The organism is Wukongibacter baidiensis (assembly GCF_050888315.1).
GTDB lineage: Bacteria > Bacillota > Clostridia > Peptostreptococcales > Caminicellaceae > Wukongibacter > Wukongibacter baidiensis.
On record NZ_CP138202.1, the window covers coordinates 1,735,420 to 1,761,953 of the forward strand.

The 26,534-nt window shown below is 34.2% G+C and carries 22 protein-coding genes; 5 read left to right on the plus strand and 17 right to left on the minus strand.

Going from position 1 to position 26,534, the window contains the following annotated elements; translation table 11 throughout:
* The 8 genes from R9X47_RS07945 to R9X47_RS07980 all read right to left on the minus strand — a co-directional run bounded on the left by R9X47_RS07945 (nt 1) and on the right by R9X47_RS07980 (nt 10,109).
* The gene (locus R9X47_RS07945) at nt 1-1,830 is read right to left on the minus strand and encodes a DUF2194 domain-containing protein (protein ID WP_432666257.1); all 1,830 of its coding nucleotides are present in this window, start codon (nt 1,828-1,830) and stop codon (nt 1-3) included.
* A complete protein-coding gene (locus tag R9X47_RS07950) occupies nt 1,831-2,703 on the minus strand; it encodes a hypothetical protein (RefSeq protein WP_432666258.1) in 873 nt (290 codons plus the stop codon). It abuts the gene before it with no gap.
* Nucleotides 2,669-4,891 (minus strand): NAD-dependent epimerase/dehydratase family protein, encoded by a 2,223-nt coding sequence (locus R9X47_RS07955; protein WP_432666259.1) that lies wholly within the window; start codon nt 4,889-4,891, stop codon nt 2,669-2,671. The genes R9X47_RS07950 and R9X47_RS07955 overlap by 35 nt, the downstream gene beginning before the upstream one ends.
* 279 nt (nt 4,892-5,170) lie before the next feature.
* A complete protein-coding gene (locus tag R9X47_RS07960; RefSeq protein ID WP_432666260.1) occupies nt 5,171-5,980 on the minus strand; it encodes a TrmB family transcriptional regulator in 810 nt (269 codons plus the stop codon).
* Between the two features lie 25 nt (nt 5,981-6,005).
* The gene (gene arcC / locus R9X47_RS07965; protein ID WP_432666261.1) at nt 6,006-6,935 is read right to left on the minus strand and encodes a carbamate kinase; all 930 of its coding nucleotides are present in this window, start codon (nt 6,933-6,935) and stop codon (nt 6,006-6,008) included.
* A gap of 287 nt (nt 6,936-7,222) precedes the next feature.
* Complete coding sequence (argF, locus tag R9X47_RS07970) at nt 7,223-8,215, minus strand: ornithine carbamoyltransferase (protein ID WP_432666262.1); 993 nt, start codon at nt 8,213-8,215, stop codon at nt 7,223-7,225.
* Between the two features lie 133 nt (nt 8,216-8,348).
* Nucleotides 8,349-9,590, minus strand: coding sequence for an arginine deiminase (gene arcA / locus R9X47_RS07975; RefSeq protein WP_432666263.1), 1,242 nt, complete (start codon nt 9,588-9,590; stop codon nt 8,349-8,351).
* Nucleotides 9,591-9,947: 357 nt separating this feature from the next.
* Nucleotides 9,948-10,109: a hypothetical protein gene (locus R9X47_RS07980; protein WP_432666264.1), complete on the minus strand. Its 162-nt coding sequence runs from the start codon at nt 10,107-10,109 to the stop codon at nt 9,948-9,950.
* 335 nt (nt 10,110-10,444) lie between these two features.
* Between R9X47_RS07980 and R9X47_RS07985 the strand changes: the two genes are divergently transcribed.
* Entirely contained in the window at nt 10,445-12,382 is a 1,938-nt protein-coding gene (locus R9X47_RS07985; protein WP_432666265.1) for a Cache 3/Cache 2 fusion domain-containing protein, read from the plus strand.
* 109 nt (nt 12,383-12,491) lie between these two features.
* Here R9X47_RS07985 and R9X47_RS07990 read toward each other — a convergent pair whose 3' ends face one another.
* The 8 genes from R9X47_RS07990 to R9X47_RS08025 all read right to left on the minus strand — a co-directional run bounded on the left by R9X47_RS07990 (nt 12,492) and on the right by R9X47_RS08025 (nt 21,706).
* Nucleotides 12,492-13,718 (minus strand): NAD(P)/FAD-dependent oxidoreductase, encoded by a 1,227-nt coding sequence (locus tag R9X47_RS07990; protein WP_432666266.1) that lies wholly within the window; start codon nt 13,716-13,718, stop codon nt 12,492-12,494.
* Nucleotides 13,719-13,720: 2 nt separating this feature from the next.
* Nucleotides 13,721-14,167, minus strand: coding sequence for a 4Fe-4S dicluster domain-containing protein (locus R9X47_RS07995; protein WP_432667604.1), 447 nt, complete (start codon nt 14,165-14,167; stop codon nt 13,721-13,723).
* A 207-nt stretch (nt 14,168-14,374) separates the two neighbouring features.
* Nucleotides 14,375-16,264, minus strand: coding sequence for an anaerobic carbon-monoxide dehydrogenase catalytic subunit (gene cooS / locus R9X47_RS08000; protein ID WP_432666267.1), 1,890 nt, complete (start codon nt 16,262-16,264; stop codon nt 14,375-14,377).
* 131 nt (nt 16,265-16,395) lie between these two features.
* Complete coding sequence (locus R9X47_RS08005) at nt 16,396-16,800, minus strand: RrF2 family transcriptional regulator (protein WP_432666268.1); 405 nt, start codon at nt 16,798-16,800, stop codon at nt 16,396-16,398.
* A 209-nt stretch (nt 16,801-17,009) separates the two neighbouring features.
* The gene (locus R9X47_RS08010) at nt 17,010-17,675 is read right to left on the minus strand and encodes a SanA/YdcF family protein (protein ID WP_432666269.1); all 666 of its coding nucleotides are present in this window, start codon (nt 17,673-17,675) and stop codon (nt 17,010-17,012) included.
* 34 nt (nt 17,676-17,709) lie between these two features.
* A complete protein-coding gene (locus R9X47_RS08015; protein ID WP_432666270.1) occupies nt 17,710-18,477 on the minus strand; it encodes a PfkB family carbohydrate kinase in 768 nt (255 codons plus the stop codon).
* 232 nt (nt 18,478-18,709) lie between these two features.
* Nucleotides 18,710-20,155: a M20 family metallopeptidase gene (locus R9X47_RS08020; protein WP_432666271.1), complete on the minus strand. Its 1,446-nt coding sequence runs from the start codon at nt 20,153-20,155 to the stop codon at nt 18,710-18,712.
* Between the two features lie 18 nt (nt 20,156-20,173).
* On the minus strand, nt 20,174-21,706 hold the full coding sequence (locus tag R9X47_RS08025) for an AbgT family transporter (RefSeq protein WP_432666272.1): 1,533 nt from the start codon (nt 21,704-21,706) through the stop codon (nt 20,174-20,176).
* A 306-nt stretch (nt 21,707-22,012) separates the two neighbouring features.
* Between R9X47_RS08025 and R9X47_RS08030 the strand changes: the two genes are divergently transcribed.
* The 4 genes from R9X47_RS08030 to R9X47_RS08045 are packed head-to-tail and all read left to right on the plus strand — an operon-like array spanning nt 22,013 to nt 24,578.
* Nucleotides 22,013-22,210 (plus strand): 4Fe-4S dicluster domain-containing protein, encoded by a 198-nt coding sequence (locus R9X47_RS08030; RefSeq protein ID WP_432666273.1) that lies wholly within the window; start codon nt 22,013-22,015, stop codon nt 22,208-22,210.
* Between the two features lie 27 nt (nt 22,211-22,237).
* Nucleotides 22,238-23,296, plus strand: a complete 1,059-nt coding sequence (locus R9X47_RS08035) for a 3-methyl-2-oxobutanoate dehydrogenase subunit beta (RefSeq protein WP_432666274.1) — start codon at nt 22,238-22,240, stop codon at nt 23,294-23,296.
* A gap of 2 nt (nt 23,297-23,298) precedes the next feature.
* Nucleotides 23,299-24,039, plus strand: coding sequence for a thiamine pyrophosphate-dependent enzyme (locus R9X47_RS08040; RefSeq protein WP_432666275.1), 741 nt, complete (start codon nt 23,299-23,301; stop codon nt 24,037-24,039).
* Between the two features lie 2 nt (nt 24,040-24,041).
* Nucleotides 24,042-24,578: a 2-oxoacid:acceptor oxidoreductase family protein gene (locus R9X47_RS08045; protein ID WP_432666276.1), complete on the plus strand. Its 537-nt coding sequence runs from the start codon at nt 24,042-24,044 to the stop codon at nt 24,576-24,578.
* A 90-nt stretch (nt 24,579-24,668) separates the two neighbouring features.
* Here R9X47_RS08045 and typA read toward each other — a convergent pair whose 3' ends face one another.
* Nucleotides 24,669-26,486 (minus strand): translational GTPase TypA, encoded by a 1,818-nt coding sequence (typA, locus tag R9X47_RS08050; protein ID WP_432666277.1) that lies wholly within the window; start codon nt 26,484-26,486, stop codon nt 24,669-24,671.
* Nucleotides 26,487-26,534 lie beyond the last annotated feature (48 nt).

Genomic DNA, 26,534 nt, shown 5'->3' on the forward strand with positions numbered 1-26,534 from the left:
TCACCTTTTAAAATTTATTTGACATATTGGATCATAGCTTTCTACTAGATAAGTATTATCATCAATTTTTTCTACATTACACCCTTCTAACGATTCAATAGCCTTTTTAGTCTTTAAAACAAAATATGCATTATCAAAATAGTTATTTATGTAAACCTTTAAGTAATCATCCTTCTTTTCATATCTAGGCTCGCTAAATATATATTTCGTCATCTCATTAGCCCCTTCAGAGGCTGTCATAGCTCTTAACCATCTATAATTATTAAATACCATTTTATTAAATTCATCATATTCCTCTAATAGCTTAGACCATCCCTTGCCATCGGTACGATGATTATCCAAGACATCATCGGGATGGATAAAATGCGAAAAAATACCATAGGAAGTAACACCATTTAATATCATCCACTTATTTTCTATTGAATTTATATATCCAGATGTTAATCTAGGAAATTCAATTATCCCATCGGGTGATATTTCAAACTCCTGCTCATAATCATCCTTATAATAGGAGTTATTATATCGTGAAGAAATGATCTTAATATCTGAATCTGCCTCCACCAAAGCCTTCCTTCCTTCGGGATATAAAATGTTTGATGGAGGTACATAAACCATAAACTTATAATAAGGAAAAGCTTGTTTTGATAATCTATTGATTTCTTCAATAGAATCGATCATAGTCTTAGTATCTTTCCAAGTCTTGTAACCCAAGTCCTTATCGAACAGCTCTATATCCGTAAGAGGTTGATGATTATATCCATGTATGCCGATTTCTCCCCCATTGTTAATCAACTCTCTACCGAAGTAAATATAATCCTTGATATTGAGATCAGTAGATCCAGGTTTTATATTCTCGACTTCATCGTTATATGTACCAATAACGACGCCGGTATATTTAACACTATATCTTGAAGCCAGTTCTAGCATATCCGGCCACCAGATATCTTTATAAAATCTTGGAACTGTTCTTCCAAACTCCTTTTTTATCCTTTCATTTTCTCCTGCTGGACTAGGTGCTGGGAAATCATCTATAAAGCTTATTTTGGTATTTATAATTGGATAGATAAAGTCTTCTTCTAAGGCACCTATTGCCCCTAAAACAAGTCCTCTATTCACTTTTTCCTCTAGCATAGTACCATTAAAATATACAATATTACCTTGTCCGTATTTTTTCTTCCACAGCAGGGGCACACCATCTATTGACTCAGCATATTTTTCACAGTCCTGTTCGATTCTTAAACTCATAGATGAATTTAGGATAAATTCCTCTTCCTTGAGCTCAAAGCCCTTACCCTTTATCAAAATATTATCTAAAAGACGAATTCCTCCTGTATCTATATAGTCACCAAATTCAATAATTCCAAGTTTTCTAGTAATTCCAAAAAAGCCATCATTATAGTCCAATCTAAAGGTAAAAAATAGATTTCCACCTTTAAATACGTAATTCATTAGTTCCTCAGTATCTTGTAATTTTCTCATATCATCTAACACCATAATAACTGAATCGTAACTGTTGTTTATTCTAGTGACATTAGCAATATCTATCGATTGATATTCCCTCTTGATGTAGTCTAATACTTTTTCTACATTGTTCTTAGTTTTAAGGAATACTTCTTGATCAGAATCATAAATAATCAGATATTTTTTTGATGGTAGACTCTGTAATAAACTCTCATCTATTTGAATTCCTATTGTATTCTCTAAATCAATCAACTCAAAATTTTCATTTCTATTTAATCGTACTATAAATTCTGATCGAGTAATTTCAACTGCAAATGCAATTGCAATTACAGACAGTATAATAATAATAATATTTCTTTTCACCTTCATCTAAACACCATCCAGCCAAAATCTTATAATGCTAAGCCCTTTATTAGAAAGCTTTATTGACGAGCCTAGTAAACTATCGAACACATCATTAAAACCAGTTTTATCTTTGATTAGATAGAAATATTTCAAGTTAGCTAGATATGCTCCTTCATCTTTACAGTTTTCAAGATACTCCTTACAATACTTTTTAGCTTTATCAATCTCATTAACTTCATACAACACATTAATGAGTCTATTATAATAATCACTATTACTTCCATGACTTTTTAAAAGATTTTCTAATACCCCAATATATGTGAATATAGTCTTTCTTCGAGCATATTCATCCAATAGATTACTATTTAAATACTCTTCTAAAGTATCAGCGTATTGCTTTAAAACATCAGTATCTAATTTATTCTTTTCATATTCTACTGAAAAGGCTTGAAGTTTTAGATCAAGCTTTCCTTTTATATCAGCTATCGCTGAAGCTGCATAGTGAGATGTCTCTACATCTTCGTCTCTAAGGGCCACTTTAAGCATATCAATATACTTGCTAGATTCCTTTTTTAAGGCATTAATCAATTGCTCTCTCTTTACCTTGGTGTCATTGATAAGCAGCGTTTCCTCAAGAGGTACAATATTTGTATCTCTTTGTCTATCGAATCTCTCAGTAAATAGAATTAGAGCATCTTCAATATCAGGCTCATTTTCGATTTCCTTAGGATTTTTATTTCTAGATAAATACAAAATTAATACTGTAATATAGCCTCCAACAGGGAAAAACAGGGCTATTATAAAGTTGCAAAACCTTTCTTGCTTATTTATCTTGTCTAAACCTAAAAAAGCAATGAGGCAACTAAGCACTAAATGTCCCAATATGTAGATTACCATAATATTCGTCCTCTTCTATCAATTCTACATCTATATTTATTTTATTAAATCGACTTATTACAAATTGTGCCTCTTTTTTACTTGTATTGGCCAATAGCACAAAGAGTTCATTTTTCTCATTAACTCCAATGTAATCTAGCTCTCTTATGGTTTTTCCTATTTGATATGAGATATCTCCATCCTGCCAGTTAGATCCGCTTACTCTGAGTAAGATGAAGTCAGCATAATCTTTCTGCCTTATTTCTATCTTGTTTTGCAGTAATTGTGAAAAATATTTACGCTTTAAAACTAATGTTCCACTAACATATTTTTCATCGTATATTGCTTCATCATATTGATAGGCACGGGCTAAAGTAGATGTTACTAAGCTCGAAACAGCCTTTAGAAGATTTTGCTTATACAGAGACATAGTTTCAAACTCCATTTTATAGATTGCTATTATGGCTATTACTTTCTCGTTTACAACTATAGGTGACATCATCATAGGTAATGATTTTTTTAAATCCTTGTTTACAAAGGTCGATTTAGTATTTATTAGATTTTCTATTTCAGGAAAGTCTTTAACCTTAATTGACTTGTTAACCTGTATATAAGATTCCTTAGACTTTGAAATCAATCTCAAGTAGTTTTGAGCTTTAGAAACTGAAAAAATACATATATCTTTAGACTTCATAATTTCTTCAATTACACCAACAGTTTGTCCGAAAACCTTCTCAGGTTCTAGAGTATCTAATGTACTGGTAATTTTGTATATCTTTCCAAAGCTATCTTCAGAACTTAGAATTTGGTCTTGGAGTTCTTTCCTAACCAACTTACTTTCGTTATACATATCATAAAGGAAATCAAATTTCTCTTTTATTTCTTTAAGAGCTTCTTCCTTAGAATCTATTTCAAATTTTTTACTATCAACAGAATATCCTAAAACTGCTCCAACAAATATGTAAACACTAAAATATATCAATGTATTTATGTTATATATAAGTGATATAATATCATGACCGGTCTCACGTATATCCCAAATAAAAAGAGTACAAGATAAGAAAACAGCAATCGAAGCTTGCTTTAATCCATATAAAATAGCAATAACTATAATATAAATTAGTTTAAAATCAAAAACAGTCTCCATACCTATTTTCTGAGAAAATCTGGACAAGAAATATGCAATAAAAAATGATATTAGATTTTCAAAGTAGGGTAACAAACTTCTTAAAAAACTTTTCTTCTCCTTCTTTTCCTTAACTTTGCTCTCTTTGATCACCTTTGCATCATTTTGTTTACAATAATTTGAATACCACCTATAGGTTTTTTCAATACCTTTCTCTAAACTATAGATTGGAGCCCAACTCAGTTCCTTTATGGCTTCATCATTTAGCAGTCTAGAGTGTAGTATGTCCCCTTCTCTTGGCTTCGTATATTCAATCTCAACATCCCTATGCAATTTTTTTATGGAATGAATTAAATCATTTATACTAACCTGTGTATTAGTAGATATATTCAGAATATCGCTGGAGCAAAACTCTACAGCTTTGTATATAGCATCTACAAGGTCTTCAACATATATAAAGTCCCTCGTCTGCTGTCCATCTCCATAAACTAATAATTTTCTGTTGTTGAAAACATTGTTCATGAAGATTGAGACAACACCACCTTCACCTTTTATAGATTGTCTAGGCCCATATACATTAGAAAATCTAAGACATGTTGTGTCTAAGTTATGTATTGTTTTCCACAACCCACAATATTTCTCTCCAGTCAATTTACTTACACCATATGGAGTTATTGGATTGCACCCATCGTCTTCTATTAAAGGTATTTTTTCGTTATCACCATATACAGCAGCAGAAGAGGCAAAAATAAATTTTTTAACATTATATTTGCTTGATAGCTCTAATATATTGATTAATCCTAGAACGTTTGACTCTGCATCAAGGCAGGGTTTTTCTATTGATAGGGCGGCATCAATGTGGGCTGCTAAATGTATTACTATATCAAAATCATTATTTGCAAAAATTTCTTCGCATTTTCTATCCTCAACATCCATTTCATAAAGTTTATGTTTGATTATAAGATTTTCTTTCCTTCCCGATGAAAGATTATCTATTATATAAACCTTATATCCTTCTTTATAAAATCTTTCTGCCGTATGCGAACCTATGAATCCACATCCACCCGTAATAAGAACTTTCATAATAGTCCCCCTTGCTGATGCGTTAAAGATATTTTTTGACTTTTCCTCGGTTGACTCTTAGATTGCGGTTCTTTTTTAACTATAAAGTCGATATCATTATTATGGACTTTTGTAAATAGTCCATTTGTTCTATTCAACATTATCATATACTATTTTTCAACATTTTTCAACATTTTTTGACATAATATTACAATATTCTCGCTCTTTTTTGTTCAAAAAAATAAATAAGACTTAAAGGATTTTCACCTTTAAGTCTTATTATTTCATCTGATATTTCGCCTACCCAATATGCCCTATTTGCATTTTTTCTCTAATCTTCTTTAGATTAGGGCCAAACTTCTCATCGAGTTCTTTTTTGTATTCCCTATATATTTCAGCTAAATAGATATCATGCACAATAAATGATTCAGCCATTAACATAAAAGCCTCATTTTCTGTCCATATAGCCTGTGGTTTATCTTTATTGAATGTTACAAACAAGGATTCTTTTCCATCGGAAACCAAAGTTAACCATCTACCATGCTGGACAACATTCTTTTGCATGTCTTCCATCTCATGATAGTATATTTCTCCTACTTCTTCATCTGTATCTCCATATAATACTGTAACCAATTCTATTCCACGGTCCTTTAGAATTTTTAAATCCTCTTTTAAAAGTTCATAGTCTTCGTTCCAAGCTTCTAAATATACAAACTTCTCTGCATTAGAAAGCACGGATTTCACTTTGTTATTAATATTATCCATTCCCTCTAGATGCAATATATAAGAAATATTGTTTGAAGAATTTACTTCTTTTAAGTTGCTTTTTAAATACTTCACAGTTTTATTTACATTCTTTTTATAAGTATCTAAGAAGCTTTCAAAATCTAAAGCTATATATTTTACTGGATTGTCACTTATTACATTAACTAAATTTTTTTCTAGTAATTTAGCCATTGTCTCATATATTTTAGCTTGAGGGACTCCTGATATCTTGCTTAATTCATAGGCCGTTATGTCTGGTCTTTTGAGAAGAGATATATAAGCCTTTGCTTCATATTTGTTAAGACCTACTTCCATCATCTTCTCAATGGTTTTATCATTATTCATTTAGATTTGAGTCCTTTCGTAGACATTATTTAACTACTAAAGTACCTGTTTTACCTTCGATTCCTTCTCCTGCCTTTTCAAGAGCTGTTATAAGTGATTTTCTACCTTCCTTTGATGCTGCAAACTTCATAGCAGCCTTAACCTTTGGAAGCATTGATCCAGGAGCAAAATGACCTTCTTCGATGTATCTTTCTGCATCGGCTAAATTCATTTCACTTAATACCTCTTGGTTAGGCTTTCCAAAGTTGATTGCAACCTTTTCAACTGCTGTTAATATTATTAGATAGTCTGCATCTAGTATCTCAGCAATCTTTTCACTTGCAAAATCTTTATCTATAACCGCTGGCACTCCAACTAGGCTGTTTCCTTCCGCAACAACAGGAATTCCGCCCCCACCAACTGTTATAACTATATGTCCATTTTCTACTAATGTCTTTACTGTTTCTTTTTCAGCAACATCTACTGGGATAGGTGATGGTACAACTCTTCTCCAACCTCTACCAGCATCTTCCTTTACTATATAACCCTTTTCTGCCTCAAGCTTTTTAGCTTCTTCTTCAGTATAGAATGCTCCTATAGGCTTTGTAGGATTTTCGAATGCAGGATCATCTTTATCTACTATCACTTGAGTTATCACTGTAGCAACTGGCTTTTTGTTTCCTCTACTTAATAACTCTTCTCTAATAGCATTTTGAAGGTGATATCCGATATACCCTTGGCTCATTGCACCACATTCTGGGAAAGGCATTTCTGGAGTTGCAGCCTCTGTTTTAGAAGCTGTTTCCATAGCTAAGTTTATCATACCTACTTGAGGTCCATTTCCATGGGCTATAATAACTTCATTTCCTTTTTCTATTAAATCAACTATTGGTTTAGCTGTATCCTTTACTAGGCTTAATTGTTGTGCAGGTGTCTTACCAAGTGCATTTCCACCTAATGCAACTACTATTCTCATTATTAGTCCTCCTTAAAGTAATTGACACTTTAAAGGTTGATAAATTTGGCTGAAAGAATGTAGAAGTGTTCATTATTTCAGTAAAATTTATCTTAAATTTTAAGGTGTCATGACTATATATAGTTTATAGCTGCTAGCTCCTAGTCTCTAGCTATTTTAAGTTTTCTATTTCAGACCATCGAAGCCCTAAAAGTTAACCCTAAAAAGCCATGTTCTAGTAACTAACAGCTATTTTATCTCTTCATTTTAATTTCTTATTTTTTTAACTAGTGGTTAATAGCTTTATACTATTTACCCATTGTTGCTACCATAACAGCTTTAATTGTATGCATTCTATTTTCAGCTTCATCGAAAACTACTGAATGCTTACTTCTAAACACTTCATCAGTTACTTCCATTGACTCAATTCCAAACTTTTCTTGTATGTCTTTTCCTATTACTGTTTTTGTGTCATGGAAAGCTGGTAAACAATGCATGAAGATTACGTCAGGGTTTCCAGTCTTCTTAATCATATCCATGTTTACTTGGTATGGCTTAAGTTGGTTGATTCTTTCTTCAAACATATGCTCTTCACCCATTGATACCCATACATCTGTATAGATTACATCGGCATCCTTTACGCCTGCTGCAACGTCTTCTGTAAACTCTATTACTGCTCCAGTTTCCTTTGCAACTTCTTGCATTTCAGCTACCAATTCTTCTGATGGGAATAATTCTTTAGGAGCTACTCCTACAAAGTGCATACCCATTTTTGCTGCACCGATCATTAATGAGTTACCCATATTGTTTCTTGCATCTCCTGCATATACAAACTTAACTTTGTTTAGAGGCTTATCAACGTGTTCCATTACTGTTAAGAAGTCTGCAAGGATTTGTGTTGGATGGTAAAGGTCTGTAAGTCCATTCCAAACCGGTACTCCAGCATGAGCACCTAAATCATCTACAGTTTCTTGCTTGAATCCTCTGAATTCGATACCATCGTAGTATCTTCCAAGTACTTTTGCTGTATCTTCAATTGATTCTTTTTTACCCATTTGGCTGTTGCTTAAGAATGTAACCTGTGCACCTTCATCAAATGCAGCTACCTCAAATGCGCATCTTGTTCTTGTTGAAGTCTTTTCAAATAATAGTACGATATTTTTTCCTTCTAAAAGATCTCCTTTAATTCCTGCTCTTTTCTTTCTCTTAAGATCCATTGATAGATCTAACATATACTTGATTTCCTGTGGTGTAAAGTCCTTAAGTGTTATAAAGTTTCTTCCTTTTAAATTGATTGGCATTTTTATTCCTCCCTTTGGATTATGTTTTGTCGGTTTTCCGTTTTCGGTTACCGGTTATATTATTTTTAAATTCTTATTGATCTTTCATTATCGAAAGTCCTATTCAAAACCACTAACCTATAACTGTAAACCGTTATTTTTGTACTCTTTCTCTAAACAATGGCATACTCATGCATCTTGGGCCTCCACGACCTCTGGATAGTTCCGAAGATGGCATGATATGTAGCTTGACACCATGTTCTTCTAAAAGTCTGTTGGTAACATAGTTTCTTGAGTATACTATAACTTCACCTGGAGCTATAGCCAATGTATTAGATCCATCATTCCATTGTTCTCTAGCTGCATCAATCATATTTCCAGCTCCACAACGGATTAATGTAACATCATCTAGTTCTAAATATTTCTTAAGTATATCACTAAGTTCCATTGTTTCCTTTTCTATCATCAATTCCTCTGGTTCTTCACCTTTTCTTATTGAATAAACCGTAAGTGGTCCTTCAATTTCAGGATGAATTGTGAATTTGTCGTAATCAACCATCGTAAATACAGTATCAAGATGCATAAAGGCCCTTTTCTTTGGTATATCAAAGGCTAATACTACCTCAAAGCTCTCATCTGCACTAAATATCTTCTTAGCAAGCTTCTCTATGGATGCCGCTTCTGTTCTTTCAGATATTCCGATAGCAATTACCTTATCACTAAGTACCAGCTGATCGCCACCCTCAATTGAAGCTTTTTCTTCTCTGTCATACCAAAATGGGATATTTACACCCTTAAACATCTCATGGTACTTAAATATATATTTAGAAAATAATGTTTCTCTATTTCTAGTAACTGTTTTCATATGATTTAGGGAAATTCCACTTCCTATAGTTGCAAATGGATCCCTTGTAAAGTATAGGTTCGGCATAGGGTCTATTATAAATGGATAGTCTGATTCAATCATATCCGCTAAGGAAATCTTTTTATAATCCCCTATTTCATTTTTCCTAATACCTTCCATCATTTTATTTACCATTTCTATATTTGAGGGACAGTTTAAAAGGTATTCTTTAACAAGCTCCTTTTTTCTATTGCTTTTTATTCTAGCTTCTCTTATAAACTCTTCGACAAAATCATTTTTCACGTCATCATTTATAAGGGCTTCAGCAGCTAGTTCCTCTAGGTAAACTACTTCAGTTCCATTATTTCTAAAAATATCTGCAAATGCATCATGCTCTTGTCTTGCTATTTTTAAGTAAGGAATGTCATCAAACAACAGTCTGTCCATTAAATCTGGTGTTAGATTTTCTATTTCTTTTCCAGGCTTATGTAATAAAACTTTTTTCAACTTTCCTATTTCGGAATATACTTGTAAAGTATTTTCTCTACCCATATCACACCCCCACTATTAATTAGTTACCACCTCGGTAGTTAGTAACTACACTTTGAGTATAATACTTCTTTTTGCACTTGTCAAATCGTTTTCCGAACTTTTTTTGACAATGAAAAAAAATACTGTCGTCAATAATCCTCTAACTCTGAAATAATGCTCATTTCAATACTATTAGCTATTTACAAAAAGCACCAGTTTTATACAAATAACTCGAAATGAATTTTTACCAAACCAATTTTTTAGGCATTTCAGTTTCATTATCCTCCTTAAAATTGTATATAGCAAAAAACTCCCTTAACAATATAGGGGAGTCTATTAATTAAACCATTATAATTATTTGTTGAGGAATTATTCTATTTATTGTTCTAACTCCATACATATACCAGTGTCTCCATCGATTAATACAAATTTTTTATCTTTGGTTAATCCAATTCCAACATTTTTTTTCTTCAATAAGTCTACTATGACACCAGCCAGCCCCTTAAGTTCTTCCATTGCTTGTTCCTTAGTCTTATCCATAAATAACCACCTGTCCTTTATATATATTATTTTATATATTTATATTTTTTCATCTCATTGTTTATCATAACTAGCAATTCTAAGAAAAGACATAATTCTTCAAAATATCCTATATTTATTATAATATATTTTTTTGAATTTGTAAGTTATTGTTTGTATAACTTAAGACCTAGTTTTCATTTTTTTTCAAAAGAAGGAGTTATTGAAAGAAGATAGAACTATAAGTAGAGCATAAACATGGTTATTCAAATTTTATTTTTTTATCTTTACCAGTAAAAATATCAAAACATGAAGTAAGTTTTTAAGTTGTTTTTGGGTGATGGGAGGATATACATATGAGCATAAGATATAAGTTAGTAATTAGCTTTGTCATATTAATTGTATTCTCAGTGAGTATACTTGGATTTTTTGTTGCTAATTTATCAAAAAATGCAATTTTCAAAGAAGTGACGGAAAAAAGTGAACGCATAACTGAGCTGATCCATAATATGGTTAGCGTTCGTAATGATCTTCTTTCAGAAAAAATTAGAGCAGATGCGCATTTCGCCAAGCAAAAATTGAGCAATTTAGGTGAAATAAAATTAGATCACACAAATCCGGTTTATATACAAGATGATATCCTGCCCTCTTTATACGCGGGGTCTTCAAACTTAACTTTAGATACTTCTCTTGTCGATGAAATTGAAGAATCCCTAGGAGCTGTTGCTTCAATTTTTCTATTCCATGATGAAAAGCTTATAAGAGTTACTACTAATCTCGATTATAATGGAAAAAGAGCTATAGGTACCTATATCTCAAATGATTCTCAGATTTTTAAAAAACTAAAAAAAAATATTCATTACCAAGGTAATTCTTTTATTTTAGATGATTGGTTCATAACCTCCTATGAACCTATTAGTGACAAAGACGGAAAAGTTATCGGAGCCATAGCTCTGGGATACAAGGCTTTGAATAATCATTTACGAAAGACCTTAGATGATATAAAGGTTGGAAAAACTGGATATGTTTATGTTATGAATTCTAATGGAGATGTTTTTGTTCATCCTAATAGTACGGGAGAAAACATAGGAGATTTTGATTTTTCTAAGGAAATCATCAAGAAGAAAAACGGCATAATCAAGTATACTTTTCAGGGTGTATCTAAATTAGCTGCCTATAGATATTTTGAACCATGGGATTGGTACATAGTTACAACAGCTAATTACGAGGATTTAGAATCACCTTCAAAATCAATCTTATATGCAATATTTATAGTAGCATTGATTATTTTGTTAATAGGGGTCCTCTTAGCTTTTTTCTTGTCTCAAAAATTAGTTACCCCTGTTAATAAGTTAATAGAATGTATGCAGATTGCTAAGCAGGGAGACTTAAGCATACAATCTGATATACATAGTAACGACGAAATAGGTGTACTTTCAGATAGCTTTAATTCTATGATTAAAGAGAATAAAAGACTTTTAGAGGAGACTATTAATTATAATAAGTTAAAGACAGAGTTTTTTTCCAATATCTCACATGAATTGAAAACTCCCTTAAATATTATTTTTTCAACTACTCAATTATTTGCTTTACACAACAACGATAGCGCTCATTCTATTGATTCGACTAATTTTAGTAAATATGTGCACATCATAAAGCAAAACTGCTACAGATTGCTTCGATTAGTTAATAATTTACTTGATATCACAAGAATAGACACAGGTTTTATGACCCTGAGCTTAGCAAATGAAAATATCATAGAGATAGTTGAAAACATAACCCTTTCCACAAGCGAATATATTAAGAGTAAATCACGGACTATTATATTCGATACCGATATAGAGGAAAAAATCATGGCCATTGATCCAGAAAAAATCGAAAGGATCATGTTAAACCTTATTTCAAATGCAGTTAAGTTTACAAGGCACGGAGACAAAATAAGTGTCACTGTTTATGACGAAGGTGATCACATTCAGATTTCTGTAAAGGATACGGGGATCGGTATCCCCGAAGATAAGCTCAAAATGATTTTTGAAAGATTTAAACAGGTTGACTCTTTATTAAGCAGGAGGCACGAAGGCAGTGGTATTGGTTTGTCTCTTGTCAAGGCCTTAGTAGAAATGCACGATGGTAAAATCTCTGTAAAAAGCAAAACTAATGAAGGTACTGAGTTTATAATGGAGCTACCTGTAAAGTGTATTGACAATGATAGTGAAACTGAAAAAATGAATGATTTCGCACAAAACGGTAATGTAGAAAAAATTCAAATTGAATTTTCAGATATATATATGTAAGTACTAAAAGAAGAGCAACTATTCGATTCCTTATATCCTACATAAAAGAAGCTGAACAAAGAATTACTTCTCTGTCAGCTTCTTTTAAATTCATCATTCAATATCGATCTTAGATGTTGTACTTATACTCTCCATTCTCTTCCAATCCAAAGAAATCTGAATAATTAATATCAAATATGTCTTTTTCTATATGTGAAATGTTAATCTTGTTTTTTATTATATGTGTTAGGACTCCACAGTAGGAAATATCTCCTTGTATTACTGCTCCATATATAATCCCATCCTTATGGATTACCTTTTTATAACTATCTTCATATTCCTCGATGGAGATATTATAACTATTGTCCGGGGCCTCTATCAATCCAAGAGAAACCGTTTGCAATCCTAGGAAGTTCATCGAATTCCTTAAACTAAAGGAATCTTCTACCTCTTTACTTTTCCCCGTCATATTATAGGCCGCTACAATCCCCTGTTTTACAGCAAGGGGCCATATAGGGCTCTTGCCGGTTACGTCACCAGCAGCATAGACATCTTCGATATTAGTTTCACTTTTGCTATTAATTACTATTCCCCTATCGAGAGCAATTGTATTATCCGCAATAAAATCTACATTTGGTCTTACTCCTGTTGCCACTACTATCATTTCACATCCAATTAATCTACCATCACTTAATCTAACAGCCTTAACTCTATTTTCTTCATCTAATAATACTTCTTCTGCACTTACACAGGTATATATTCTGGCTCCCTCTTTTTCAAAAAGCTTTTCATATTTTGAAGCAGCCCTTCTATCAAGCTGCATTGGAAGGATTCTATCTGACATTTCAACAAGAGACACATTTATATCATGCTCCAGTAGACCTGTAACGGCATCAATACCAACAAGGCCTCCTCCTAGTACAACGACATCCTTTACTAGATTTACCTCTTCCTTTATAATGAGGGCATCTTCGATGTTTCTCAGTCCATATATCCCTTTACCTTCTCTAAGGTTCTTAACGGGAGGTATAAACGAAGATGCTCCTGTTGCAATAAGTAGCTTGTTGTATTCAAGAGTTTCACCATTATCTAAGGCAACTTTCTTGTCCGTTGTATCAAGACTTACGGCTTTTACATTTTTCATCCAATCAATTTTAAAATCTTCTGAAAATTCTTCGTTCACAAAATTGATTCCTTCAACACTTCTTTTTTCACCAATTACATGATGTAACATACACCTTGAGTATATTTTTTCATCCTTTGATACCATAGTAATTTGCCCATTAGGGTCTAACTCTCTTATAGTCTTAGCACAGTTTACTCCAGATGCACTGGCACCTAAAATTACATATTTCATAACTATTCATCCCCCTCTATGCTTAGACATCCAGTCGGGCAGCTTTCTATACATCTAGGTATCTCCTTACTACCACACATATCACATTTCAGTACTACTTTCTTCTCTACATCATCGGCCTTTAAAACACCGTATGGACATGACATAACACACATAAAGCATGAAGAACATTTCTCTTCATCATAGTCAACCAGTCCAGTATCCTTATTCTTAGTCATTGCACCGCTCATACATGTATATACACACTCCGGTTCTTCACAATGTCTACAAATGATTGGAGTTGGAATCTTATTTTTATCAAGCTCTATATGATTTCTACCTTCATTGGCCCTATCTTCAAGATCTAGATCATATATACTTTTTCCTTTTTCATTATGCTCAGCCATACATCCTAAAACACAGTTCAAGCAAGCCATGCATAAATCTTTATCGACTTTTATTCGCTTCATCATATACAATTGACCTCCCCTTCAATTATTCACAGGATATAGATAGAAGGCTGTTAGCAAACGCTCAATTTCTGCGTTACTACTAAAATCTCCGTTACTCACTTGCAAGTCTAGCAAGCTCCGTTACTCGATTTCAGCGTGCCTTGAACTTGAACGTTTGTTAAAGCCTAACATCTTGTTAACTTTGTTAACAATCTGAGAAACAGCCTAAGCTATTTCTCCTATCTCTGAATCTAAACCTAATGCTTTTCTTCTATCTAGAACTATTGCTTCTAATCTATCGGCAGCTTTCATAACATCATCTTCAAGTATTAGTTGACCACCTGTTATATCAGGTAGTGCATTTGTTAATGTTTCTGTAACTACCTTACTTCCTGTGATAAATGGAGGTATAGCTAGATGTAGCGGAAGTCCTAAAGCTAAACCAAATGCTCCATCGGCTAATGCCTGTTCTTCAAGCCATTGTGGTGCAGATAATACTAATGGTAGTTGTGGTAAATCTATATTAAGAGCCTCTGCAAGCTCAGTAGCAACTATCTCTAGTCTTCCTATAGCAAGACATGGTCCAAAGTTTAATACTGGAGGTATACCTAATGACTCACAAACAGCCTTCAAGTTGTCACCAGCCATACTAGCAGCTTTAGGTGACATAAGTCCTACATTTTCAAGGCCCCCACTAGAACATCCTGCTGATAGCACTATAATATCTCTCTTAATCAATTCCTTTGTTAACTCTACAGTAAAGATGTCATGACCCATGGCAGTAAGATTTGAACATCCTACAACTCCGGCAACTCCCTTTATTTTTCCTGATGCAATCAAGTCAATAAGTGGTTGCCATGTATTTCCTAAGAATCCTTTTAGGGACTTTTCGCTAACTCCTGTTATTACATCATCATGTCCATGATCTTTCGGAATATCTATAGTTACCTTATTTCTTCTAGCCTTGTGAGCTTTTAATGCTTTATCAATAATAAGCTCTGATATTTCCGCATCCTGTTCCATTGTGAAGTTAACATAATCGGCATTGGCTTTTTTAGCAACATCATCTAAGCAGATCATTTCAACCATAAATTCATCTGCTATAGGTTCAATACCAGGTAATGTACAGTTAAATTCAGATACAATAAAGTCAATAGCTCCTGTAGCTAAAAGTCCTTCACTTGTAAAGTTGTTTCCTGCATGACCTGAGAATACTTCTTGATAATGCTCTCCTCTAAGCTGTAAGTCTTGACCAACACATGTACATCCAACAAGCTTAAAGCCCTTTGCTCCAGCGTCAACAGCTAATTTTTTAACATCTTCATCTATCAATCGCTCTTGAAGATGGGATATAACTGAATGTTGATGTCCTGTAATCATAATGTTGATATAATCTTCATCTACAACCTTAAATCCTACCGGTGCAGTTCTTATAACTGGCTCTCCTAACATTACATCGTTTAATAGGTTTGTAAGGGTTAAACCGTAAAGTCCAGTTGATATTCCTAGGTTCAATGAATGCAATAGCATATCTACAGGATCACTGTTAAGGTTTGTTGATGTTTTTACTATCGCATCGAAAACCTCTGATTTTGCACCGCCTGGAAGTATATTAAGTTCCTTCCACTTATTAAATCTTGGCTCATAGGCCATCTTTTCAACTAACTCCATCTTTTCATTTCTTGATTTGTATAGGTCATTTAATACTTTATCTGCAACCTTGATTGCCTTATCGTGAATATCATTAGATTCAATGTTAAAAAGCTCAGCTAAATCGTTTAAAGTATTTGCTCCTTTAATTTTTCCCTTTCTTTCTCCTACCGTCTTTAAGTTTCTTGCAGTAGTTTCAATTACGTGTAAATAACATGCTGCTCCAGCCGCTACGGCTCTTAAAAAGTTCCTTGCTACTATGGTATCTGCAGTTGCTCCACAAACTCCCCTTGGAGACTTTGGAGTTATTCGACATGGTCCATTTGAACATAGCCTACAACAGACTCCTTGCTGGCCAAATCCGCATTTTATTTTTTGATGCTCCACCCTATTAAATGAAGTCTCTACATCCTTTGTTGATATGTAGCTCTCAAGTTTTGTATCTGCTGATTTACACATTTTCATCTATTATTCCTCCTTTAAAACTATACCATTTTAGTATAGTTTTAATTAATTTTATACTATTTTAGTATACTTTTAGTTATATTTTCAAAAACATTGTAAATATGAGCTTCAGTCTCTATATTTGATCCTTATTATTTCATCAAATCGCTGAAATTGACGCTTTCAAGCTCTTCTATCAATGTTTTTCTAACTTTATTAAGTTCCCTGTGGATATCACAAGTACCTGTCCTATGGATATTGCAATATTCCTTATCATATATACATCGATTTATATAGATAGGTCCATCTATTGCTTCTATTACATCCTTCATGGTAATGGCTTCTGGCTTTCTATTCAAAGAGTATCCACCACCTACGCCTCTATAAGACTTCGTTAAGCCGGCCTTTGTCAGCTTTCTTAAGATCTTTAGAGTAAACCTAGCTGGTATTCCCTCACTCTCTGATATACTTTTAGCATCTACCCTTGCATCTATGCCATTCTTTGAAAGATGTAAAATAATCCTTAGGGCATAATCGGCTTCTTGAGTTATTTTCATTTCTCCACTCCAAACTAATGACAAAGTCCACTCATGTCACTTCGTCGTTTATAAGGTTCATAAGTTTCTAATTATCAAAACAAAAGTATACCTTTTCGGTACACTTTTATAATATTACTTTGTTTTTTATTTGTCAATACTTTTTTGTAATTAATATCCATTATGGATTATATCATCTTAACATCCTTTAAATCCTAGAAAACCAAGCATCAATCATGGGACTCTCTTCCATCTCCGCTTAAATCAATCACTTCGCCTAAATATGTTGGCTTTGGCTTTATAAAGTTTACAAGTATATAATCCTTACATCTAGCTAGACTTTCCCTAAATTTATAGATAGCCATTTTAGGATAGATGTGCTTATCAGAAGAAACTCCATATGCCTCAATTCCAAGCTTTCTTGCAATATAAACTGCCCTTGATAAATGATATTCTTGAGTCACAATTATAACTTTTTTTGCTTTAAAAACATCCCTAGCTCTATATACACTTTCATAGGTATTAAAACCTGCATGATCCATAAAGATATCCTCTATTAGAACTTCCCTGGATGATGCATACGACTTCATTGGATTTACTTCATCATAATTTTTTTGTCCATGGTCTCCACTGAGTAGAAGTTTTTCCACTTTATTTTCCTTATATAAATCTATCCCCACATCCAGTCTGTCGGCAAGAATAGGTGATACCATTCCACTTCTATAAACTAATGCTCCCAAAACTAATGCTGCCTCAGCCGTTGGAGCTTCTTCCGAGGATACAATATAGTCATCTGCAAACCTTACTACATGGTAATTTATAATACCGTAAATGCTTAAACCTAAAATAATTCCTGCTAATAATATCAATAGTACTCTCTTAATATGTTTTTTCATATGTTCTAATCCTTCCTAGTATGGTAATGCGATATTAGCTACTTTTGAGATCCATCTTGTCCTTTAGCTTCTCAAACTTAAATCCTCCCTGCATCTTGCAACTTTCTTCCGCATATTTCACTGCAAGTTCTAAAGCTTTCCTTTTATCCTTATCTCTAAGCGTGCTATCAATTAAAATAGTATCAAATAGGTCACCAGCGCCAATCGTATATGGTAGGGATTCATTACTTCCTCCTACCACTGTATTTCCCCATTTAGCACCATATGGACCTAGTTTGACTATATGACATGAACTTTTTTCATTTTCCTTAGAGTTCCCAATCTTAATGATATTCTCTGGTAAGATTATATCATCTAGCATATGGGGCCGTGGTCCGATATCTAAGAATATTTTTTCCCAGCTCAACGATAAAATTCGCTGCAAACTGATCTTATTTAATTCCGTTGTTATAACAGCACATTCACCACTTAATAATTCCATGTCTATTGTAAGTTCCTCTGCATTTACTCCTCTTTCAACTGATTCCAGTTTATCATTTTTTGCAGTAAATAGCCCTGTCACACCACTTTTTATAGAAATACCCTCTATCGGAAAACAATTATTCTCTAACTCATTCAAAATCTTATCTTTTCTCTCATCTTGTCCAATATTTCCATAAAACCTAACATCATGACCTAGCAAATGAAGACCTAACGCAATACTTAAACCTGAGCCACCTATTGACTCAACCACTTGAGTACTGTCTTCCTCTTCATAAATGTATCTATCTAAAAATATTGCTCCAAAAACATCTATCTTCATAATCTTTTCTCCTCTTGACCCCTTTATTCTTATTATAAAGGGGGTGTTTCAGAATGGCAAATTTCTGCGTTTTTTGAAATGTTCACCGACTTGGCACGTACGTCAGTACTAGCCAAACTGTTGAAATTTCAAAACCTTGAACTTCACTCATTCTGAAACACCCTTGGTTCTGAACTCATAAGAAAACTTTATGAGGCATCCTCTAATTTATAAAGTTTAATATTTTTTTAAGCTACTTAATTGCTGATGGTTTTATGTGAGAAGGAATTGGAGACTTATAGGTCCTGTCACCAAGTTTTTTCTTTAGTTCCGCCTTAGCCCTTTTAACAATTTCAGGGTTCATTAAGATATCTACAGCAGTCATCGCTAAAACCTTGCCTGCAACTATCATCCCCTTATGACCTATACTAGTTGCCCCCTGCGCTACCATCTGCCAGGAATGCCCTGGAGTACCTAAAGCACAGCAGGCCGTTATAATTTGACCAGTTGGAACAATCCAACTTACATCTCCAACATCGGTCGAACCCGATAACATACCTGCATTATGAATAAATGGAAGTATTGCATCGGATAATTCCTTATCCTTCATCTTTTCTATTATTTCCTTACCCTTTCCTCCAGTAAACATGTTAGCCATTTTCATTTCATTATTTATATCTGAATCTGATAATGTCGCTGTAATTCTTTTGGCATACTCTTTATCATCTTCATCAAACTTAGGTACTCCTACCTCAATAAAATTCTTATAAAGAATTTCTTCGATAGTATTATTAGAGATTAAGTTTGAACAAGCCTTGTCAAAAACAATCTCATACCTAGTCTGAGTCATTAATGCTGCTCCCTTTGCTATATCATTTACCCTATCAAATATTTCTTGAACCTGGGATGTTTTTGGTGCTCTAATAAGGTATAAAGACTCTGCCTCTGCTTGAACTACATTTGGTGAAATCCCTCCTGTGTTGGTAACTGCATAGTGAATACGAGCTTCAGGAATAATATGTTCCCTTAGATAGTTGACTCCTATATTCATCAGTTCAACAGCATCCAAAGCACTTCTTCCTAAATGCGGTGAAGCTGCTGCATGGGAGCTTTTGCCATAAAACCTATAATACACTTGATAATTAGCTAAAGAACTCACAGAGAAAATTCCATTTTGTGCAAAGGGATGCCAGCATAAAGCAATATCTATATCATCAAAAGCACCTTCCCTTGCCATAAATGCCTTTCCGGAACCACCTTCTTCACCAGGGCATCCATATAGACGTATTGTTCCCTCGATATTCTTCTCTTTCATATAATCTTTTATTGCTACAGCTGCAGCAAGGGAGCCTGCTCCCAGGAGATTATGACCACATCCGTGGCCATTTCCACCCTCTTGAACTGCTTCTTTTCTGTCAGTACCCGGTTTTTGACTTAGGCCCGATAAGGCGTCGTACTCAGCTAATATTGCTATAATAGGCTTTCCACTTCCAAAGCTACCTACGAATGCAGTAGAAATATCAGCAATTTCTCTTTCTATTTTAAACTCTTCATCTTCTAGTACCTTACAAAAAAGATCTGCAGATTTGTATTCTTGAAAACGTGTTTCTGCATATTCCCAAACCCTATTACTTACATCAATGAACAAGTCCTTTTTAGTATCTATTATCTCGCCTATTCTGTTTTTATAGTTTAACATATTATCCCCCCATCGTTTTTACATAAAAATATTTATTCCAGGGCCTATTGGAAGCCTGAAGATAAACCAAACTGCCAGTTGCAATATCCATATTAGACCAAATCCAACGGTATAAGGTAGTATCAACGAGAAAAGAGTTCCCAATCCAGCATCCTTCTTATACTTTTGCATAAACCCCAGAACAATAGCTATATATGGAAATAGTGGAGAAATAGCATTTGTCGTGGAATCACCAATTCTATATGCAAGCTGTGCAAACTCCGGTGAATAGTCTAACATCATAAACATCGGCACAAAAACCGGTGATAATAAGGCCCATTTTGCAGATCCACTACCTAGGAAAAGATTGATAAACATAGTTACTAGAACTACGCCTATCACCATAGGAAATCCAGTGAAGTTAGCTGCTTTCAAAAGATCTCCCATTTTCACAGCAAGGATAAGTCCAAGATTTGTCCAGTTGAAAAAACTGACGAATTGAGCTATAACAAATACAAAAACTATATATCCTGCCATACCTTCCATTGCTTTAGTCATCATTTCAGGAACATCTGATGCCTTTTTAATAGTACCAGACTTTCTACCATAGGCTATACCAATAGTTATAAACCAAAACAATATAAAAGGAATAATCCCTTTTATAAATGGTGATTTAATAATACTTCCTTCTGCACCTCTCAAAACTGAATTCTCCGGTATCAAAACAGCAATAACTATACCCCAATAGATTAAAGTTGCTATTCCTGCACTTCTTAATCCTTTGATTTCCTTATTTGACAATTCATACTCATCGGTGTTTATTTCGATTCCCTCTTCTGGGATATATTCACCAGCTTGTTTTTCTACATATCTCTTAGTAATCCAGGTTCCGACTAAAGTTAATAAAATTGTAGATACAAACATGAAATAGTAATTTACCAAGGGAGATACTGTAATACTTGGATCAATGATGTGTGAAGCTTCCTCTGTAATACCTGCTAAAAGCGCGTCAGTACCAGCAATTAAAAGGTTTGCAGTAAAACCTGCACAGGCTGCCGCATAACCGGCTGCAACCCCGACAATCGGATTCTTTTTAGCTCCATAGAAAATGGCACCGGCCAATGGTGGCACTATTATTACTGCTGCATCGGAAGCTATGTTTCCACATATACCTATTAAGAAAATCGCCATTATCAATAGTTTCTCTGGAGCACCTAGGATAAACTTTCTCATGAAGGCACTCATCAAACCAGCTTTTTCAGCCAAACCAATACCAATCATCATTGATAATACTAACCCTAAGGGTCTAAATCCTGTGAAGTTTTTCAAAAGATTGAGCAGTATGTATTGAACCCCTTCTCTACCCAGTAAGTTTTTAACGGCTACTACTTCATCTTTTACGGGATGTCTAACCTGTACACCTAGCTTAGATAAAATAAATGATAAGACCATGACTACTGCAACTAATCCGACAAATAGCAGGAATGGGTGTGGTAATTTATTACCTGCCACCTCTACCCATTTCAAAAATCTGTAAAGCCTTGACTTCCTTTGAGCCTTAGATTTTCTCATTCTCTATTCCCTCCTTAATAGAGCCATACATATAGCTCAATTATGATATGTCTAATACTATATATTCTTACTTTATAAAATATATTCTACACAGATTTACAATAAGCATTAAGAAGGACTATACAACAAGTAGAAATATTCTAAAAATTTAAAAATTCTCTTGTTTTGATTTACAAATCATCAAAATAATGATATACTCAAATTGAAAAGAGAACGGCGTTCTATTAAGCGGAACAGTGTTAAAAATACTAGTCAATAGAACGGTACTTCTATAAATATAACAACAGGTTGGGAGGTAATATTATCATGAAGGTAGCGGTTAAATCAGAGAGATGCAAACAATGCGAATTATGTGTGGTGAACTGTCCCAAAAAAGCCATATCATTTACGGAAGACTTCAATGAGTTTGGATATAGAACCGTAATTGTAGATGATGAGAAATGTATAGCTTGTGGTATTTGTTATACTATGTGCCCAGATGGCGTATACGAAATATTAGGTTAATTATAGAATTTAAGGGGGTAAAAAAATATGGCAGACATGATCAAAGGTAATCACGCTATATCCGAAGCGGCAATAAGAGCCGGCGCAAGATTATATGCAGGATATCCAATAACTCCTTCAACAGAGATTATGGAATATGCATCGTTTCGTATGGAAGAGGTTGGTGGAGCATTCGTTCAAGCAGAAAGTGAGTTAGCAGGTATAAATATGATAATAGGTGGCGCCGCATGTGGAGTTAGAAGCTTTACTGCATCCTCTGGCCCTGGTATTAGTTTGAAGCAGGAAGGTATTTCTCAATTATACGATGAAGAATTAGCCGCAGTAGTAATTAACGTTGTTAGATATGGTAATGGTATTGGTACATTATTAACTGCTCAATGTGACTATTTAAGAGAAACTCGAGGCGGAGGAAACGGTGACTATAGAACTATAGTATTATGTCCTGAAAGTATACAGGAAGCAGTTGATTTAACTGTCTTAGCCTTTGACCTTGCTGAGAAGTACAGAATTGTATCTACTCTTATGACAGAAGGTGCATTAGGACAAATGATGGAGCCTTGTGTTCTACCTGAGTTCCAAGAAGTAAAGCGACAACCATGGGGCTTTGACGGAAAGTATTCATATAAGAAGATTGGTATATTTGATAGAGATTCTATGAAGGAATCTGTATTACTTAACGAAAAACATAACGCCATTAAAGCCAACGAGCAAAGATGGGAAGATGGAAATATTGAAGATGCGGATTATGTATTTGTATCCTATGGCTTACCTGGAAGATCAACAAAGGGAGCCGTTAAGCAACTTAGAGAAGCTGGTCATAAAGTAGGCTTTATTAGACCTATTACAGCTTGGCCTTACCCTGAAAAAGCCTTTGAAAAGGTAAACCCAAACGTTAAAGGTTTTATAACCGTTGAAGCTAACGCTACAGGACAGATGGTAGATGACGTGGCATTAACTGTAAAGAAACTATTCGATAAAGACATCCCTGTATACTGTTTACCTTATGTATATGGTATACCAGCTATGAAAACAATAAAGTCTGACTTTGGTAAAATAGCTGCTGGTGAGATTAAGGAGGTGTACTAATTATGGCTAAAGCAAGAAAGGTTCCTGCTATCGTTGATAGAGCCAGTACATTTTGTCCTGGATGCGGACATGGCGTCGTAATTAGATTAATAGGAGAATGTTTAGAGGAATTAGGTCAAGATCAAAATGTAATATTTGGTATTGGCGTTGGCTGTTCAAGTTTATTAGGTGGAGTTCTTGAAACAGATAGACTTCACTGTGCCCATGGCCGTGCTTCAGCAGTATGTACAGGTATGAAGCGTGTATCTCCACATAATATGGTTATCTCTTATCAAGGAGATGGTGATGCCTACAGTATAGGTTTGTCAGAGACAACTAATGCAGCCTATAGAAATGAGAATTTTACAGTTATCGCCGTAAACAATACAAACTTTGGTATGACAGGTGGACAGATGAGTAGTACAACTATGCCTGGTCAAAAGACTACTACTTCTCAAAATGGTAGAGATTGTTCTGTTACAGGTGCACCAATTAAATTTCCTGAATTAGTAGCTAGTCAATTTGATGTTGCCTATGTTGCAAGAGGTGCAGTAGATACACCTGCTAATGTTAATAAACTGAAGGGCTACATCAAGAATGCCTTAGAAGCTCAATTAAAGGGCGAAGGATACTCATTTGTTGAAGTAATTTCTCCTTGCCCTACCAACTGGGGAATGACACCTCTTCAGGCTATGGATAGATTAAAAGACGAAATCATTCCATATTATCCATTAGGTGAACTTAAAACTAGGGAGGGGAAATAATCATGAAAGAGATCGTATTTGCTGGATTTGGCGGTCAAGGCGTATTAACAGCAGGATTAGTTATTTCACAGATAGCAGTTCATAAGGGATCAAACGCTACATGGATACCTTCCTATGGTTCTGCAATGAGAGGCGGAACGGCTAACTGTACAGTTAAATATGGCGAAGATCAAATATATAATCCATCTCAGGAGGAACCAGATATATTATTAGCTATGAACAATCCCTCTTTACTTAAGTTTATTGATCTTGTAGCACCGGGAGGAACTATAATAGTAAATAGTGATATGGTAACATATGACGATAATATTAGAAATGATGTTAAAATCGTAGAAGTTCCATGCTCTACTCTGGCTAAAGAAATAAATCATCCAAAGGGTGCAAATATAATCATGGCTGGTGTAATCGCAAAAATAACAGAAGACTTCACTCAAGATGAAGGAATCAAAGGCATGAATGATATGTTTAGAAAAAAAGGTAAAGAAAAATTTGAAGAAATGAATACTAAGGCCTTTAAAATGGGGTATGATTTTATATAAAACCCTCTTTAAAGCTAATAATTTTGATCCCCAGATCAATAAATTGGAGATTCCTCGTATACATAAGGAATCTCCAATTATTTTATTGCTCTATTTAGCTCTTCTCATTGCCTTAACTCTATCGTTTTCATTTAATATCTTTTTTCTAAGTCTTATTGCATCTGGAGTTATCTCCACTAGTTCATCCTCTTCTATAAATTCAAGAGCTTCTTCAAGTGTAAATACCTTTGGAGATAATAGCTTTATTGCCTCATCAGCTCCAGATGATCTTGTATTAGTTAATTTCTTATTTTTACACGGATTAACGGTCATATCTTCTTTTCTACTGTTCATACCTATAATCATACCTTCATATACATCAACAGCAGGTCCTACAAACATAACAGCTCTTTCACTAAGATTAAATAGTGAATAAGCCATGGTACTACCATTAATTTGAGAAATCAAAACCCCATTACTTCTCTTAGGAATCTCTCCCTTATGACCTTCGTACCTTTCAAAGGATCTTACTAGTGTACCTTCACCTCTAGTATCATTTATGAACTGACTACGATATCCTAATAGACCTCTAGTTGGTACTAAAAACTCAAGCCTTGTATATCCATTTTCCGATTCCATATATTCCATTAGACCTTTTCTAAGGTTTAGCTTAGATATTACAGTTCCAGAATACTCATCGGGTACCGATACTATTACTCTTTCTATAGGCTCCTGTAACTCTCCATCTACTGTTCTCATTAAAACCTCTGGTTTTGATACAGATAATTCATAACCTTCTCTACGCATATTTTCTAGTAAAATTGATAAATGAAGTTCTCCTCTTCCAGAAACCCTATATCCATCAGAGTTTTCTAATTCTTCAACTCTAAGTCCAACATTTACCTCTAGTTCCTTCTCTAGTCTAGCTTTAATATGTCTTGTTGTAACATACTTTCCGCTTTTACCACAGAATGGAGAGTCATTTACTAAGAAGTTCATAGATAAAGTCGGTTCTTCAATCTCTATCATTTCAAGGGCATCTATCTTGTCGACATTACAAATCGTTTCACCAATAGATATATCAGCAATTCCTGATAAAACAACTATATCACCGCTACAAGCTTCCTTTTTCTCTACTCTATTTAGTCCTTCATATACGAATAACTTAGCAATCTTTCCATTAGCTATACTTCCATCCCTTTTGGAAATAGAAACCTGCTGCCCTGATCTTATCGTTCCTTTTGTTATTCTTCCAACACCTAGTCGTCCTATATATTCATCATATGCAAGAGAAGATATCTGAAGCTGTAGATTTTCATTATCCTTATCAGGATAGGCTTCAACATGCTCTAATAATAGTTCAAATAAAGGCTTTAAGCTATCACTTTCTTCCTCCATTTCCCTTTTTGCAATACCTTCCTTTGCAATTCCATAGACGATTGGAAAGTCAAGCTGTTCATCGTTAGCATCTAGGTCTGCAAATAAGTCAAATGTCATATCAACAACTTCTTCTGCCCTTTGATCCTTTTTATCAATCTTATTTATAAATAAAATAGGCTTCAATCCTCTTTCTAAGGCCTTTTTCAATACAAACCTAGTCTGAGGCATTGGTCCTTCACTTGAATCCACTAGAAGTATTGCAGTATCAACAGTCTTTATAATTCTTTCCACTTCCGATGAGAAGTCAGCATGGCCTGGAGTATCCACTATATTTATCTTTACATCACCGTATTCTATTGCACAGTTTTTAGAATATATAGTAATTCCACGTTCTCTTTCCAAATCATTACTATCCATTACACAATCTACTACCTCTTGATTCTCTCTAAATACACCACTTTGGCTAAGCAGCGCATCAACCAAAGTAGATTTTCCAGCATCTACATGGGCTATTACTGCTATATTTATTATCTTTTTCTTTTCTGTCATTATACCTTTTCCTTTCAAATTGTTTGACTATTCACGTATTCATTATTT